General features: G+C 72.8%; 15 protein-coding genes. 6 read left to right on the forward strand and 9 right to left on the reverse strand.

Going from position 1 to position 13,434, the window contains the following annotated elements; genetic code table 11:
- The first annotated feature begins 136 nt into the window (after positions 1-136).
- The 4 genes from QE381_RS10440 to QE381_RS10455 all read left to right on the forward strand — a co-directional run bounded on the left by QE381_RS10440 (position 137) and on the right by QE381_RS10455 (position 4,478).
- The gene (locus QE381_RS10440) at positions 137-1,249 is read left to right on the forward strand and encodes a PAS domain-containing sensor histidine kinase (RefSeq protein ID WP_307217933.1); all 1,113 of its coding nucleotides are present in this window, start codon (positions 137-139) and stop codon (positions 1,247-1,249) included.
- 69 nt (positions 1,250-1,318) lie between these two features.
- Positions 1,319-1,939, forward strand: coding sequence for a TetR/AcrR family transcriptional regulator (locus tag QE381_RS10445; RefSeq protein WP_307217934.1), 621 nt, complete (start codon positions 1,319-1,321; stop codon positions 1,937-1,939).
- On the forward strand, positions 1,939-2,586 hold the full coding sequence (locus tag QE381_RS10450; RefSeq protein ID WP_307217937.1) for a hypothetical protein: 648 nt from the start codon (positions 1,939-1,941) through the stop codon (positions 2,584-2,586). Before QE381_RS10445 ends, QE381_RS10450 begins: the two co-directional genes overlap by 1 nt.
- Positions 2,583-4,478, forward strand: a complete 1,896-nt coding sequence (locus QE381_RS10455; RefSeq protein ID WP_307217939.1) for a YhgE/Pip family protein — start codon at positions 2,583-2,585, stop codon at positions 4,476-4,478. Before QE381_RS10450 ends, QE381_RS10455 begins: the two co-directional genes overlap by 4 nt.
- A 97-nt stretch (positions 4,479-4,575) precedes the next feature.
- On the opposite strand, the gene QE381_RS10460 is transcribed toward QE381_RS10455, so the two are convergent.
- A complete protein-coding gene (locus tag QE381_RS10460) occupies positions 4,576-5,421 on the reverse strand; it encodes an NmrA family NAD(P)-binding protein (RefSeq protein WP_307217941.1) in 846 nt (281 codons plus the stop codon).
- Between the two features lie 95 nt (positions 5,422-5,516).
- Here QE381_RS10460 and QE381_RS10465 point away from each other — a divergent pair, with 95 nt between their 5' ends.
- Both QE381_RS10465 and QE381_RS10470 read left to right on the forward strand, forming a co-directional pair.
- On the forward strand, positions 5,517-5,924 hold the full coding sequence (locus tag QE381_RS10465) for a helix-turn-helix domain-containing protein (protein WP_307217943.1): 408 nt from the start codon (positions 5,517-5,519) through the stop codon (positions 5,922-5,924).
- A gap of 171 nt (positions 5,925-6,095) precedes the next feature.
- On the forward strand, positions 6,096-6,830 hold the full coding sequence (locus QE381_RS10470) for a phospholipase (protein WP_307217945.1): 735 nt from the start codon (positions 6,096-6,098) through the stop codon (positions 6,828-6,830).
- Positions 6,831-6,856: 26 nt separating this feature from the next.
- Here QE381_RS10470 and QE381_RS10475 read toward each other — a convergent pair whose 3' ends face one another.
- From QE381_RS10475 to QE381_RS10510, 8 genes are all read right to left on the reverse strand, one after another.
- On the reverse strand, positions 6,857-8,239 hold the full coding sequence (locus QE381_RS10475; protein ID WP_307217946.1) for a helix-turn-helix domain-containing protein: 1,383 nt from the start codon (positions 8,237-8,239) through the stop codon (positions 6,857-6,859).
- Positions 8,236-8,850 (reverse strand): signal peptidase I, encoded by a 615-nt coding sequence (locus tag QE381_RS10480; protein ID WP_307217947.1) that lies wholly within the window; start codon positions 8,848-8,850, stop codon positions 8,236-8,238. The genes QE381_RS10475 and QE381_RS10480 overlap by 4 nt, the downstream gene beginning before the upstream one ends.
- Positions 8,847-9,524, reverse strand: coding sequence for a hypothetical protein (locus QE381_RS10485; RefSeq protein WP_307217949.1), 678 nt, complete (start codon positions 9,522-9,524; stop codon positions 8,847-8,849). Before QE381_RS10485 ends, QE381_RS10480 begins: the two co-directional genes overlap by 4 nt.
- The gene (locus tag QE381_RS10490) at positions 9,521-10,798 is read right to left on the reverse strand and encodes a hypothetical protein (RefSeq protein WP_307217950.1); all 1,278 of its coding nucleotides are present in this window, start codon (positions 10,796-10,798) and stop codon (positions 9,521-9,523) included. Before QE381_RS10490 ends, QE381_RS10485 begins: the two co-directional genes overlap by 4 nt.
- The gene (locus tag QE381_RS10495; protein ID WP_307217952.1) at positions 10,795-11,415 is read right to left on the reverse strand and encodes a hypothetical protein; all 621 of its coding nucleotides are present in this window, start codon (positions 11,413-11,415) and stop codon (positions 10,795-10,797) included. The genes QE381_RS10490 and QE381_RS10495 overlap by 4 nt, the downstream gene beginning before the upstream one ends.
- Entirely contained in the window at positions 11,412-12,008 is a 597-nt protein-coding gene (locus QE381_RS10500; protein ID WP_307217954.1) for a hypothetical protein, read from the reverse strand. The genes QE381_RS10495 and QE381_RS10500 overlap by 4 nt, the downstream gene beginning before the upstream one ends.
- Entirely contained in the window at positions 12,005-12,622 is a 618-nt protein-coding gene (locus tag QE381_RS10505) for a hypothetical protein (protein WP_307217956.1), read from the reverse strand. Before QE381_RS10505 ends, QE381_RS10500 begins: the two co-directional genes overlap by 4 nt.
- Positions 12,623-12,710: 88 nt before the next feature.
- Positions 12,711-13,331: a hypothetical protein gene (locus tag QE381_RS10510; RefSeq protein ID WP_307217958.1), complete on the reverse strand. Its 621-nt coding sequence runs from the start codon at positions 13,329-13,331 to the stop codon at positions 12,711-12,713.
- Positions 13,332-13,434 lie beyond the last annotated feature (103 nt).

Consider the following 13,434-nt stretch of genomic DNA (forward strand, 5'->3'; position numbering starts at 1 on the left):
CGAGCAGCACGCGCGACATCGCGCCGGTTATACCAGACGCGGCATGCCGTGAAGGGGGAGTTCTCCTCGCGGCGGCGGCCGCCGATGATGTGAGCATGACGTCATCGGTGGCCGCGATCGCTCCTGAGCCGGGCGCATGAGCATGCCCGGGCAGGATCAGCCGGACTCGGCTGCGACTCATCCGCATCCCACTGCGCCCTCCGACGATCGTGATCCGGATCTGAGAAGCATCCGCCGCGCGCTGCCCTCCGACTGGGACGAACAGGTCGACCTGTTCGCGATCGTCAAGCTCGACAGCGGCGGAATCGTGCGCGGGTGGAACCTCGGCGCGGAGCGCATCAAGGGGTACACCGAGGCGGAGATCCTCGGGTCCCACTTCTCGCGGTTCTACCGAGAGGAGGATCGGCGACGCGGCCTGCCCGACCAGCTGCTGGCCGCCGCCCAGCGCGACGGCCACGTGGAGGACACGGGCTGGCGCGTGCGTCGCGACGGCGGCGAGTTCTGGGCACGGGTGACGATCACCGCGATCCGAAGCGAGAACGGTCAGGTGCTGGGCTTCGTCAAGCTCGTCCGCGATCTCACCGCGGAGCGACACGCCGAACAGGAGCGAGCGACCGTGCAACGCACCTTCGCGCACGATCTGCTCTCGCCCCTCACCGCGCTGCGCGGGTATCTCGACCTCCTCGCCGACGACCTGCCGCCGGGGCACCGCGTGCTGGAGCTGGCCGCGCAGGCGAGCGATCACCTGGTCGCCATGGCGCAGGCGCTGGCGAGGTCCACGGCCACCGCGTCGGAACGTGCGCACCGCCGGGCTCCGCTGGACCTGATCGCGCGCGGAGCGGCCGCGCTCGTCCTGCCCGGTGATGCCGCCGGCCGGCTGGTGTTCGGCACGATGAGGCCCGTCGTCATCGACGGCGATGTGCTCGCCCTGCGCCGGGCCATCGCCAATGTGCTCGAGAACGCCGCGAAGTACTCCGACGACACGATCGAGATCGAGGTCGGGGCGACGGATGCGGATGCCGTCGTCACGATCCGCGACCGGGGCCGCGGCATTCATCCCGACGACATCGCCGTCGTCGTCGAGGAAGGCGCACGCGGTCGCTTCGCCGATGACCGTGACGGCGGCAGCGGCCTGGGACTGGCCAGCGTGAAACTCATCATGGATGAGCACGGCGGGAGCCTGCACATCGCAAGCACCGTGGGCGAAGGCACGACCGTGACGCTGACGGTGCCGCGCGCCCACGACTGACGCCGGCGCCCCGGGACGGACGCGCACGAAACTGCACACCTATGTGCAGTTTCGGCGTAGGATCTCTCCATGACCACTCTCGCGACCCGCCCGCGGCGGGATGCGGCCGCCAACCGCGAGGCCCTGCTCGAGGCCGCCCGTCGTGTCGTCGTGCGCGACCCGCACGCCTCCATGGACACGATCGCCCGCGAGGCCGGGCTCTCCCGCCGCGCGATGTACGGCCACTTTCCCGACCGCGACACACTCATGCGCGAACTCATCCGCTCCGGCGTGGAGCGCTTCAACGTGCTCGCCGCGGAGGGCACGGACGACGACGTGAGCGCACCGCTCGCGATCGCACGACTCGCCGTCCGCCTCTGGGGCGAAGCGGCCCAGGTGCAGGTCAACGCCGCGCTCGCGCTCGACGACGCCCACGTGGCCGAGACCGCCGCGGCCCTGGCGCCGCTGCGCGCGCGCGTGCTGCAGATCGTCACCGCCGGTCAACGCGATCAGACGCTGCGCACCGACATGAGCGCCGTCCAGCTCGCCCGGCTCATCGAGGAGACCGCCCGCACCGCCATCACACGGCTGGATGCGTCCGCCCCGGGCTCCCGCCTCGCCGCCGTCAAGGCCGGCCTCAGCATCGCCGGGCTCTCCTGGCGCGAGTCCGTCGCCCTCATCGCCGCCCACCCCGAGCTCGAGGAGAGCTGATGCGGATCGACCTGAACCAGGTGTCCAAAGGACGCCGCGGCCTCGCCCTGCCCGAGACCTCGCTCACCTACCGGGGCGGCGAGGCGCGCCTCGCCCTCGCCGAGACCGAGCAGCGACCGACCGTGCTGGGGCTCATCGCCTCCGGCCGCATGCGGCCCGAGACGGGGCAGGTGCTGATCGACGGCCGCCGCGACGACTCCGACATCCGTCGCCGTGTCGCGCTCGTCGACGCGCCGGATGTCTGCGACCCGGCCCCGAACGTCTCCCTGTACGGTCTCGTCGCCGAGGAGCTCATGTTCGCGGGTCGCCACGCCAACCCCCTCGCCGCACGCACCTGGCTCACCGAGAACGGGATGGAGACGGAGTGGCGCACGCCCGTCGCGGACCTCTCCCCCGCCCGCAGGCTGCGCACGCTGCTCGAGCTGACCGTCCTGCGACGCGGGGTCGAGGCGGTCGTGCTCGTCTCACCCGACCGGCACGGCGGGAGTCCGCACACGTGGTGGGATCTCGCCGAGGAGTTCGCCGGTCGCGGCTTCGGCGTGCTCGTCATCGCCGGCGCCGCCTCCGGCACGGTGCTCGCGGACCGAGCGACGCTCGCCACCGAGCCCGTGCCCACCGCATCCGCGACCGAGGAGAACGTCCGATGAAGGTTCCGTCGATGCTGCTGGCGGAGCTGCGCCGTCTCACCTCCACCCGGATGTCGATCCTCGCGCTGGTGGCGCTGATGTGCGTCCCGGTGCTGTACGGCGGGCTGTACCTCTGGGCCAACCAGGATCCCTACGGCCGGCTCGACCAGGTGCCGGTCGGGCTCGTCGTCGCCGACGAGGGAGCGACGGTCGACGGCCAGACGACGAACTTCGGCGACCAGGTGGCCGACAATCTCGTGGAGGACGGGTCCTTCGACTGGCAGCGCATGGATGCGGCGACCGCCGCCGCCGCACTCCAGCACGGCTCGGTCGACTTCACCGTCACCCTGCCGACCGACTTCTCGGCTGCTCTCGTCTCGGCCTCGGGAACGTCGCCGCACCAGGCGACCCTCGCGCTCGCGACCAACGACGCGAACAACTATCTGGCGTCCACCATCGGGTCCCAGGCCATCCAGAAGATCCGCACATCGGTCGCGACCATGGTGGGCGAGAAGGCGGCGCTGCAACTGCTCGACGGTCTCGCCCAGATCCGGTCGAGCCTGGTGACCGCGACCGACGGCGCCTCCCAGCTGACCGACGGCGCGAGCACGGCGGCCTCGGGAGCCGCGCAGCTGGCCTCGGGAGCCGCGCAGGCGGCGGACGGCGCCGCGCAGCTCGCCGATGGCACGAGCTCGCTGTCGTCGGGGGCGTCGCAGGTCGCGAGCGGGGCCGCCCAGGTCGCCGACGGCGCCTCGCGGGTCGCCGACGGCACTGCGACGCTCGACGGGTACGCCGACCGGGCGGGCGACGCCGCGCAGAGCGTGGTCGATGCCCTGCCGACCGTGCGCAGCGACATCCAGGCCGAGCTCAACGCGCAGGGCCTCACGCCGGAGCAGATCGACGAGATCATGTCGCACCTCGACACGCTCGGCGACAAGATCACCTCGGCCAACGACACGGTGCAGTCCGCCGTGGGGCAGGTCGACGAGCTCGCCGCGGGGGCCGCGCAGGTCGCGAGCGGGGCCGCGCAGGTCTCCGACGGAGCCGGGCAGGTCGCTGCGGGCGCGGCGTCCGCCGCATCCGGGGCCGAGCAGCTGAGCAACGGCACCGACGCGCTCTCGGCGGGCGCGACAACCCTGAGCGACGGGCTGCCACAGCTCGTCGACGGCGCCGCCAAGCTGCGCGACGGGCTGGCGCAGGGGGTCGCTCAGATCCCCGACTCGGACCAGACGCTGCGCCAGCAGCAGGCCACCACCATCTCCGACCCGGTCGACATCTCGACGAGCAACGTCGCGACGGCCGGCGACTACGGCGCGGGGCTCGCACCGTTCTTCGCCGCGCTGGCCGGGTGGATCGGCATCTACGCCCTGTTCCTGATCGTGAAGCCGATCTCGCGGCGAGCGGTCACCGCCCTGCACTCACCGTTCCGCATCACGCTGGCCGGGTGGCTCACCCCCGCGGTGCTCGGCGGCGTGCAGATGGCTGCGCTGTTCGGCGTGCTGGCGATCGCGCTCGGCTTCAGCTTCGCCAACCCGCTCGCGACCCTCGGGATCATGGTGCTCGCCTCGTTCGTGTACGCGTCGATCATCCTCGCGCTCAACGTGTGGCTCGGCTCGGTCGGGCAGTTCCTGGGGCTCGTGCTGATGGTCATGCAGCTCGTGACCGCGGGTGGCACGTTCCCGTGGCAGACGCTGCCCGCGCCGTTGGCGGCGCTCCATCACGTGCTGCCGATGGGGTACGTGGTGGATGCGATGCGGCAGCTCATGTACGGCGGCGACCTCGGCCGCATCCCCACGGATGTCGGTGTCCTGCTGACGTGGATGCTCGGCGCGCTGCTGCTCGCCGCGATCGGCGTCACCCGCATGACACACCGCCGCACGCTCCGCGACCTGGCCCCGAGCCTGATCGGCTGACCCCGCACAAAGACCGCGAGACCAGTCCCGCGCGCCGAGACCGGCGAGAAAACCGCCGGTCTCGGCGCCGCGGACTGGTCTCGCGGTCAGGGGAGGGTCAGAGCGCGGCGCGCAGGCCCTCCGCGAGCGGCGTCGTCGGGCGACCGATCAGCTCGGACAGCGTGCGATCGCTCGCCTCGAGCGCGCCCGCGGCGATCCCGGCGTCGAGGGCCGCGACGAAGCCCGCGGTCCCGGCGTCCAGCCCCGCGGCCTCGAGCGCGGCGATGTGCTCCTCGGTCGTCAGGCGGCGGTAGACAACCTCGCGGCCGACGATCTCGGCGATCGTGGCGGCCAGCTCGTCGAAGCTCCACGCCGTGTCGCCGGCCAGCTCGTAGACCTTGCCCGCGTGCCCGTCTCCGAGGGCGACGACGGCCGCCGCGTCGGCGTAGTCGACACGGCTCGCGCTCGAGACCCGGCCGTCGCCGGCGCTCGCGGTGACCTCGCCCGTCTCCCGGGCCTGGGCCACGTTCCCGGCGTAGTTCTCGGTGTACCAGTCGTTGCGCAGGATCGCCGCCGGGACCCCGGCCTCGGCGATCAGCTGCTCGGTCGCGACGTGCTCCGGCGCCAGCGGCAGCGGGCTCTCCGTCGCGCGGAACAGGCTCGTGTAGACGAGCAGCTCCACACCGGCCGCAGCGGCCGCGTCCACGACGGCGCGGTGCTGCTCGAGACGCTTGCCGACCTCGGAGCTCGAGACGAGAACGACACGGTCGACGCCCTCGACCGCCGCGGCGACGGTCTCCGGACGGTCGTAGTCGAGCTCGACGGCGCGCACGCCGAGGTCGGCGACCTTCGCGGGCGTCCGCGCGCCGGCGACGATGTCGGATGCGGCAGCGCCGCGGGCGAGCAGGCGCTCCACGATGAGGCGGCCGAGGTGGCCGCTGGCACCGGTGACGAGAATGGTCATATCTGTTCCTTTCGACGGGACGTCGCCAGGTACAGCGGCATCGCCGCATCCGACATTCCCGCCGACCGGTACCCACTTTGCCGTAGGGTACTGTCATGCCGGTGAGTTTTGCGGAAATACTATCCTCCGCGCCGGGCAGCTTCTCCCATGCCTGCCCGACCCGAACCGTCCTGGACCATGTCATGAGCCGATGGGGCGTGCTCGTGCTCGCGGCGCTGTCGGACGGCACGCTCCGATGGGGCGAGCTGCGGCGGGCCGTCGACGGCATCAGCGAGAAGATGCTCGGCTCCACGCTGCGCACGCTCACCGCCGACGGGCTCGTCGCGCGGCGCTCCCTCCCCAGCGTGCCTCCGCACGTCGAGTACTCGCTGACCGACCTCGGTCGCGACCTCACGGAGCGCATGCTGCCGCTCCTGGCCTGGATCTCCGACAACGCCGGCGACATCGTCGAGCGCGGCGAGGCCGTCGCCGCCGTCCAGGACTCGTCCAGACTCGACGTCTAACGTTGCCGGGTCCGCCGCGGCTCTCCCGAGAACGCGGCGGATGTCTCGGAGGCGACCACCCGACGCCGCACTCCGGGGCGTCCAACCCGTGCCGCGCGCGCTCCGCGCGCGCTCTCGTCCCCCCGCCCTCTCGCGGCCGGACACACGGGGAAGCACGAACATCGGAGCCCTGTGCGCCTTCGCACCCCTTCGTCCCCCGCGCCCTCGCGCACCACCCACCATCTCGCGTCTCCGCTCCTCGGAGTCGCCGCCGGAGTCGCCCTCCTCGGGCTTCTGATCGGCATCCCCCTGACCGCGCAGGCGGCCACCACCCCGGTCGCCGCACCCGTCGAGACGCGCGCCGTCGACTCCGACGCCGTGTTCTTCGTGGGGCTGGCGCGCACGACCGCCGCGCAGGCGGAGGGCAAGGTCGACACGACCGACCTCAAGATCGAGATCGCGCAGCTCGACGGCACGACCGGCATGAACGAGATCACGGTCGGGGCGCTCACCGGCCAGCTGCGCGCCACGACCGCGCAGGTCGCCGAGGCGCTGCACGTCTACGAGCAGCAGCAGGCCGCCGCCGCGGCGGCGGCCGCGGCCCTCGCCGCCGCGAACACGCCGGACGGCGCCCGGGCGACCGCCCGGGAGCTCGCGGCCGATCAGTACGGCTGGGGCGACGGCCAGTTCTCCTGCCTCGACTCGCTCTGGCAGAAGGAGTCGAGCTGGAACTACCAGGCCGAGAACTCCTCCAGCGGGGCCTACGGCATCCCGCAGGCCCTGCCCGGGTCGAAGATGAGCTCGGTCGCGGACGACTGGCAGACGGTCGCCGCCACCCAGATCGCCTGGGGGCTGCGGTACATCGCGGGCTCGTACGGCACCCCGTGCGCCGCCTGGGCGCACTCGCAGGCCACCAACTGGTACTGACGCCGCCGCGAGCAGGGGCACCGCGGTCAGCGGATGAGGCCGCGGCGCTCCGCTTCGACGAGCGCCTCGGTGCGCGAGGCGACACCGAGCTTGCGATACAGCGACTTCAGCTGGGTCTTCATCGTGTTCGCGCTGATTCCCAGGGATGCGGCCGCCTCGGCGACGGTTCCCGACACCGCGACCGCCGCCAGGACCTGCACCTCCCGGGGGCTCGGACGCCCCTGCATCCGAGCCCCCGGCCGCGTCCCGCCCCGATTCCACCGCGCCAGAGCGGGCACCCCGCCGGCGATACGCCGCAGGTCGTGCTCGGCCACCAGCCGAGCCGCCTCGCGGAGAAGCTCCGCGTCGCGCAGACGGGGCCGCGCGGCCTGCGCGATCGCCAGCAGAACCTCCGCACGCTCCCCCGGCGCCAGCCCCGTGTCCGCCCGCATCCGAGCCGCAGCCGCACCCATCGACGGCGCCGCGAGCGCTCCGGGGTCAGCGCACAGCATCGCGGCCATCACCAGGGGCGACTGCGCCGCCTCCTCCGCGTCGGGCAGCTCCGCCGACACGTCCTCGCCGCGCGCGGCACCGAGCGCGATCCGCTGACTGCGCAGCACCTGCCACCCGAGCGACGGCGGCAGGACGACCCCGACCGCCGGCGGCGGCTCGAGCACGACCGGGACACCTGCCTCCCGCACGGCGGCCCGCGCCCGCGCCAGCAGCAGCACCGGCCACAGCGGCCCGACCTCGTCCTCGCGCACCCGGGCGAGGACCCGACGCGCCCCCGGGTCGTTCCGCTCCACGGCGACCCCCGCGCGCACCGCCAGCAGCAGCTTCGCCGCATGCCGGCCCAGCCACCCCTCCCCTCCCGTCACGTGCTCCGCGCGGGAGAGGGCCTCCGCCGCATCCGGGATCTCCCCCCGGTACAGCCGCACGGCGCCGAGGACCGCGAGCACGTACCGGCGGATGCCCCGGCCGGCGCGCCCGCCGATCCCGACCGCGTGCTCCGCATCCACGAGGGCCGTCGCGTGGTCGGCGCTCGCGACCAGCGCCGTGAGCGCCAGCACCGCATGCACGACGGCCACCGCACCGGCGTCCCGCGCCGGCCCGGAATCGGCCAGTCGTGTGCGCACCGACTCGGCGTAGGCCTCCGCCTCGATCAGCTCGCCCCGGCACAGACTCACCACGAGACAGCTCATCAGATGCGCGTCGATCTGCGCCTCGCCCGGATCGGACCAGTGCCCCACCCCCGGCAACGGAGCGACCCCCGGCTCCCCCAGGATCGCGCGGCACAGCCCGGTCGCGGCCACGACCTCCGAGTACGGCCCCAGTCGCACCTGTCCCGCGACCTCCCGCAGCACCCGATCGACCTGCGCGGGGTCCCCCAGCACCGCCTGCAGGAGGAGCGCGTCCGGCTGTCCCCTCATCGTCCTGCCCTCCTCTCCCGTCTCGTCGTCGCGGGCTCGAACGGCGCGTCCGCAGGGATGTCTCCGCCACCCCGCGCGATCCGGACCGGATCGAGCAGGAACAGCGCGATCAGCACGAGCGCGAGGCCGCCGGCCATGACGAGTCCCTGCGTACTCTGCAGGAGCAGCGTCACGTACCCGAGCCAGATCACGTGGAACACGTACCGTCCGGCCGTGCTCACCGTGTACGGCTCGGGATCGTCCACGCGATTCGCGTCGCCCCGCAGCACGTACGAGTAGACCCCGTCCCCCTGCGCCGTGGTGGAGACGACACGGTGGGTGACGAGCCCGAGGCCGCGCGGACGCTCCACCGTCACGATGTCCCCCGCGCGGATGTCGCCCGCGGGCGCGGGTCGGGTGAAGACGACCGATCCGACCGGCAGGGTGGGCTCCATCGAGCCGGAGATGACGACGACGGGCCGGATGCCGGTGACCAGTGCGATGGCGAACACCACGATGCACACGACCCCCAGCGCGGCCGCCAGCGTGAGGATCCCGGAGCGGACCGCCCCGAACACGCGCAGACCCAGCGGCAGCCGCCGCTGGGTCTGTCGCGGACGCCGTGCGCTCATGGACGCTCCGACGCCGCGTCGAAGCGCACGGCGAGGGCGGCCTGACCACCGTTGTAGTCCTCGACGCCGGGATCGTCGCGATAGGCGATCGTGAGGGTCACGGTGCGGGCGCTGTCGACCTGCCCCGCGACATAGGCGTCCCCCTGCGCGAGCGCCGCGGCGCCCCGGACCTCGAGCGCGCCGAGCGAGGCGTGGGCCTGGTCCCAGGTCGCGTCCGTGAACAGGGTCGTCCCGGCGTCGTCGACCGCGCTGAACCGCAGGAACGAGGTGATGTTCGGGACGCCGGGCGCCACGGTCCCGTCGCCGTTGCGCAGCACGACGCTGACGGTCGTGTCGGCGGCGAGGCGCTCGGTGTTGTTGAAGACCGGAATCTCGGTCGTCACGGAGTGGCCCGGCACGAGCTCCTCCGCCCCCGCCACGATCCAGTCGTAGCCGGTGGGCCCATCGGCCTGTTCCACCGTGCCGTCCGGGAGCACGACGCCGATGTCGAAACGACCGTCGAAGCCGATGCCGGCCCCGCCGAGGTTGAGGTTCGCCCGGTCCGTGTAGGCCGCGCTCGACAGCGCCAGTCCGGTGATCGCGACCGCGCCGAAGGCGAGACCGACGCGAAGCGCCGCGGTGGCCGTGCGCCGTCTCGTCCGGCGCCGTTCGCGCCGCTGTGCCCGTGTCGTCATTTCGCCACCACCGCCAGAGAGTCGATCCCGCCGAAGAGGACCTGCCGATTCGCGGACTGCGTGCCCGTGGGAAGCCCGATCGCACCCTGGGGGTTGTATCCGCGCCCCCAGAAGGTGCCGTCATCCTTCTGCCAGAGCGTGAAACCCTGGCCGCTGGAGTACTGCACGACGTTCGTGTCGAGGAGCGCCGGCAGCTGCGGGCTCTGCCCGTAGTCGTCGCTGGCCCCGTAGCTCCACAGCCGGTCGTCGCTGTCCAGCAGCGCCGCGCCGGTGAAGGAGAACTGCATCGAGACGATGTGCGAGAGCGTCGGGATGAGTGCGGGCGAGGTGGGGGCGCCCCGGCCGGTGCGGGTCGCATCTCCTCCCCAGCTGAGGACGGTGCCGTCGGACAGGAGCGCGGCGCCCAGGGAGATGCCGCCGTCCACGGCGACGACGTAGGGCGCGCCCGCCGCGACGTTGCTCTTCATCCAGCCGTTCAGCGCCGTGAGCTTGACGGCGTTGTTGCCGGCGTTCGCGGTTCCGGGCGGCAGGCTGCTGCCGCCCGCGCCACCGATGTAGTACACGTCGCCGCTCTCGAGGATCACGAAGAAGTTGCTGTACCCGCCCTTGATGAAGACCGCGCGGTTGCCGGCGACGGCCGGATCGGGCAGGCCCGTCACCTGGCTGGCGCCGAGCGTCGTTCCGTTTCCGCCGTAGCCGGTGCCGCCGCCCCAGTTCCACACGGTGCCGTCGGCGCGGATCCCGGCGCCGGCCTGCTCGGTGGTCGCGAGGCTGAGGATGTCGTCGAGCAACGGACCCGTGCCGTTCCAGGCCGTGCCGATGCGGATCCGCTGCGGACTCCCTGCAGCTCCGCGCGACGCGTCCGTGCCGTTGCGGTCGTTGTTCGCGCCCCAGCCCCAGACGTGGCCGCCGGCGTCGACCGCGTTGACGTCGTAGATCTGACCGCCGAGCTGGCGGATGTCGGTGCCCGCGGGGAAGGGCACCTGCTCCGGCGGACGCTGGACCCCGCCCGCGGCGGCGCCGTTGATGTCGTACAGCGTGAGTCCCCAGACGTAGACCTCACCGGAGGCGGCCAGCCCCAGGCCGGTATCCACCATTCGGGCGGTCGTGGACAGCCCCGGGCTGAACGGCGGCTCGACGTGCGCGGGGAGGGCGGCGGTGCGCGCATAGGCGTCGTCGCGGTAGGCGGCGCCGGTCACCGTGGCGGTGCCGACGAGCGCGAGGGCGGCGGCGAGCGCCACGGCGAGCGCGGAACGACGGACAGGGGCTCTCATGCGTTCTTCCTCCGGCTCCGGACGACGAGGGTCGCACCGCCCAGGAGGCCGACGGCCGCGAGCGCGGCGGCGACCAGGGCCGGGGCGAGCAGTCCGCCGGTGATCGCGAGCATGCCGGGCGCTGCCGGCTCGGGGCGCGTGGCGACGAATCGGAGGTCGAGCCTCCCGGCCTGCGCCTGATAGGCGTCACCGGCCTCGGCCGGCAGGGTCACGGTTCCGACCAGACGATAGCGCTCGGCGCCCGACAGGTCCGGCAGGTCGAAGGTCCGGTCGAGAAGATCGGCGGTCGAGCCGGTCACCAGCACGGTGCCGGACTCCTTCTCCGCGATCGTCAGGTGCAACGGCGTCGGGCCGCCGAACAGCACGTCGGCTCGTCCCGCCAGGGCGAGGTCCAGCGTGACGACGTCCGAGGTCAGGTTGTCGACGTCGATGTCCCAGCTGCGGCTCTGCCCCGGCGCGGGTGCGTCGACCGCGATGCTCGCCGGGGTGGCGGTGATCAGATCGGCCGGCGTGTCGGCGAGCACCGGCGCCGGCGCCCCGAGGGATGCGACGGCCACGGCGATCGTGAGCACGATGCGGCTCCGCCACGCGCGGCGCGATCTCGCTCTGTCTCTCATCTGCTCTCTCCTTCGGCGCTCACGCCGATGCTCGTGCTCTTGCCGGCCGCGGCGATCCCGCTGCCGGCGGCGATGACCGCCGAGACGGTCACGCGGGGCTGCTGGCCGGGCGCGACATCCGGGATGACGATGTCCGCCGCGTTGACCGCGGCGGCGGTCGCCCCCGAGATCGCGGGCGTGGATGCGCCGTCGATCGCGACCGTGAACAGCAGTGACGCGAACAGGTCCGTCGGCCCCGTGTCGTCCGGGTCCCAGAGGCGGAGGGTGAGGTCGCCGGCGACGCCGGGGTCGCGGTTGAGGAACGTCGCGTCCATCACGACCGGCGAGCTCTCCGAGAACTGCGTGCCGGATGTCGGCGTCAGGGTGACGGCGGACGCGGCCGTCACCGCGTCCTGCCACTGCGAGGCGGAGTCGGCGACCGCGATGTCGAAGCGGTGGGGGTTGCCCAGCCCCGAGCCGGTCGCGCCCGTTCCCAGCTGGAGGGTCGCGACGTCGGTGTAGGCGGCGGCGGTCACGGCGACGACCCCGACGAGGGCGACGCCCGCGGCGAGCAGGAGCCGGTGCCGACCGCTGCGCGGCCGACCGGCGCTCACGACTGCACCGCCGTGAACGAGAAGAGCACGTCGGTCGAGGCGAGCTGCCACCTGTTGTCGACGCTCTCGGGGAGCTCCATCGTGACCTCCAGGGCACGGGACTCGCCGGCCGCGAAGGCCGCGGGCCAGGTGTAGGACGAGAGCTCCGCGGCGGGGACGCGGTCGATGAGCGTGCCGCCGCCGACCTCGGCGACGGTGAAGACGAGCTGGTCGAAGAGCTCGACGAACGCGCCCGTGGCCGGGTCGGTCTCCGCGCCTCGCGGCAGGGGGTCCGAGATCGTCAGGGTCAGGTCGGCCGCGAGCACCGGGCTCGCGTTCTTGACCGCGACGAGGGCCCGGACCTCGCCTCCGGGCGAGATCAGCTGGCTGCCCACGCCCAGTCGCACCGCGCCGGGTCGCCCCTGCTGCCAGTCCGCCGTCTCGGCGTTCCAGGCATCGGGGTCCTCCCCGACGCCTCCCGTCACGACGATGTCGAGCGTGTTGCGCGACCCGTCCAGCTGCACGGCGACGTCCGCCTGGTCCGTGAACGCCGCGGCCGTGAGCATCATGCTCGCGGCGAGCAGCGCGCCGGCGGTCAGGATCGCCCGCCGTGTCCCGCTTCGTGGTCTTGTCATCTCGTCACTTCTCGTCTGTTCTCGTGGCCGTCCGTCCGGGGGATGCGGCCTTCCGCCGACGACGGGGCGCCGGCGGAAGGCCGGCGGGTCACGGCTGGACCGAGGTCGCGTCGAAGTGCGCCTGCACGTAGGACACCTCGCCCTGAAGCGCGTTGTTGGCGGCGGCGGAGCCCTGATCGGGCAGGGAGATCTCCACGGTCAGGGTGCCCTGGGTGCCGGTGAGGTACGTGCCGAGGTCGAGGTCGTCAACGGCCGACTGGGCGACGTTCGTGACGATGTCGGTGCCGTCGAGCTGGATCGTGTAGCGCAGCGCCGCGGCGATCGCGGCGTCGGAGACGTAGCCCGGGCGGTCCTGCAGCGAGAACGAGATGTCCGCGCTGAGCACCGGGCTCTCGTTGCGGAACGGGATGTCGACGGAGACCGTGTCACCGGGCGTGATGAGGTCGGCGCCCGGAACGGCGATGTTGACGCCCGCCGCCGTGTCGGCCTCCTGCCACTCTCCGGGGACCGGGACGCCGTTCGCATCGGTGCCGACGACCTGGATGTTGAACCGGTTGTTGCCGCCGACGCCCGAGTCGTCGGTGCCGTCGCCGAGGTTGAGGTTCGCGAAATCGGTGAACGCGGCGGCGGTCACGAGCCCGGCGACGGCCAGGAGCGATCCGCCGGCGATGATCAGCCGCTTGGTTCCGCGGGAGGAGGAGTGTGCCATGGAGGAGTCCTTTTCTCATTCGGTGGCGGGCGCTCGCCCGTCCGTGCCTCGGGACCGCGAAAGCGGTCTCATGTGTATGAGCGGTCAGGACTCGATCCGTCAC

This window comes from Microbacterium sp. SORGH_AS_0888, from assembly GCF_030818905.1.
GTDB lineage: Bacteria > Actinomycetota > Actinomycetes > Actinomycetales > Microbacteriaceae > Microbacterium.

Bases quoted from the DNA above. Each gene is read 5' to 3' on its own strand.
- QE381_RS10440 (WP_307217933.1), top strand. From the start codon at position 137: ATGAGCATGCCCGGGCAGGATCAGCCGGACTCGGCTGCGACTCATCCG.
- QE381_RS10445 (WP_307217934.1), top strand. From the start codon at position 1,319: ATGACCACTCTCGCGACCCGCCCGCGGCGGGATGCGGCCGCCAACCGC.
- QE381_RS10450 (WP_307217937.1), top strand. From the start codon at position 1,939: ATGCGGATCGACCTGAACCAGGTGTCCAAAGGACGCCGCGGCCTCGCC.
- QE381_RS10455 (WP_307217939.1), top strand. From the start codon at position 2,583: ATGAAGGTTCCGTCGATGCTGCTGGCGGAGCTGCGCCGTCTCACCTCC.
- QE381_RS10460 (WP_307217941.1), bottom strand. From the start codon at position 5,421: ATGACCATTCTCGTCACCGGTGCCAGCGGCCACCTCGGCCGCCTCATC.
- QE381_RS10465 (WP_307217943.1), top strand. From the start codon at position 5,517: ATGCCGGTGAGTTTTGCGGAAATACTATCCTCCGCGCCGGGCAGCTTC.
- QE381_RS10475 (WP_307217946.1), bottom strand. From the start codon at position 8,239: ATGAGGGGACAGCCGGACGCGCTCCTCCTGCAGGCGGTGCTGGGGGAC.
- QE381_RS10480 (WP_307217947.1), bottom strand. From the start codon at position 8,850: ATGAGCGCACGGCGTCCGCGACAGACCCAGCGGCGGCTGCCGCTGGGT.
- QE381_RS10485 (WP_307217949.1), bottom strand. From the start codon at position 9,524: ATGACGACACGGGCACAGCGGCGCGAACGGCGCCGGACGAGACGGCGC.
- QE381_RS10490 (WP_307217950.1), bottom strand. From the start codon at position 10,798: ATGAGAGCCCCTGTCCGTCGTTCCGCGCTCGCCGTGGCGCTCGCCGCC.
- QE381_RS10495 (WP_307217952.1), bottom strand. From the start codon at position 11,415: ATGAGAGACAGAGCGAGATCGCGCCGCGCGTGGCGGAGCCGCATCGTG.
- QE381_RS10505 (WP_307217956.1), bottom strand. From the start codon at position 12,622: ATGACAAGACCACGAAGCGGGACACGGCGGGCGATCCTGACCGCCGGC.
- QE381_RS10510 (WP_307217958.1), bottom strand. From the start codon at position 13,331: ATGGCACACTCCTCCTCCCGCGGAACCAAGCGGCTGATCATCGCCGGC.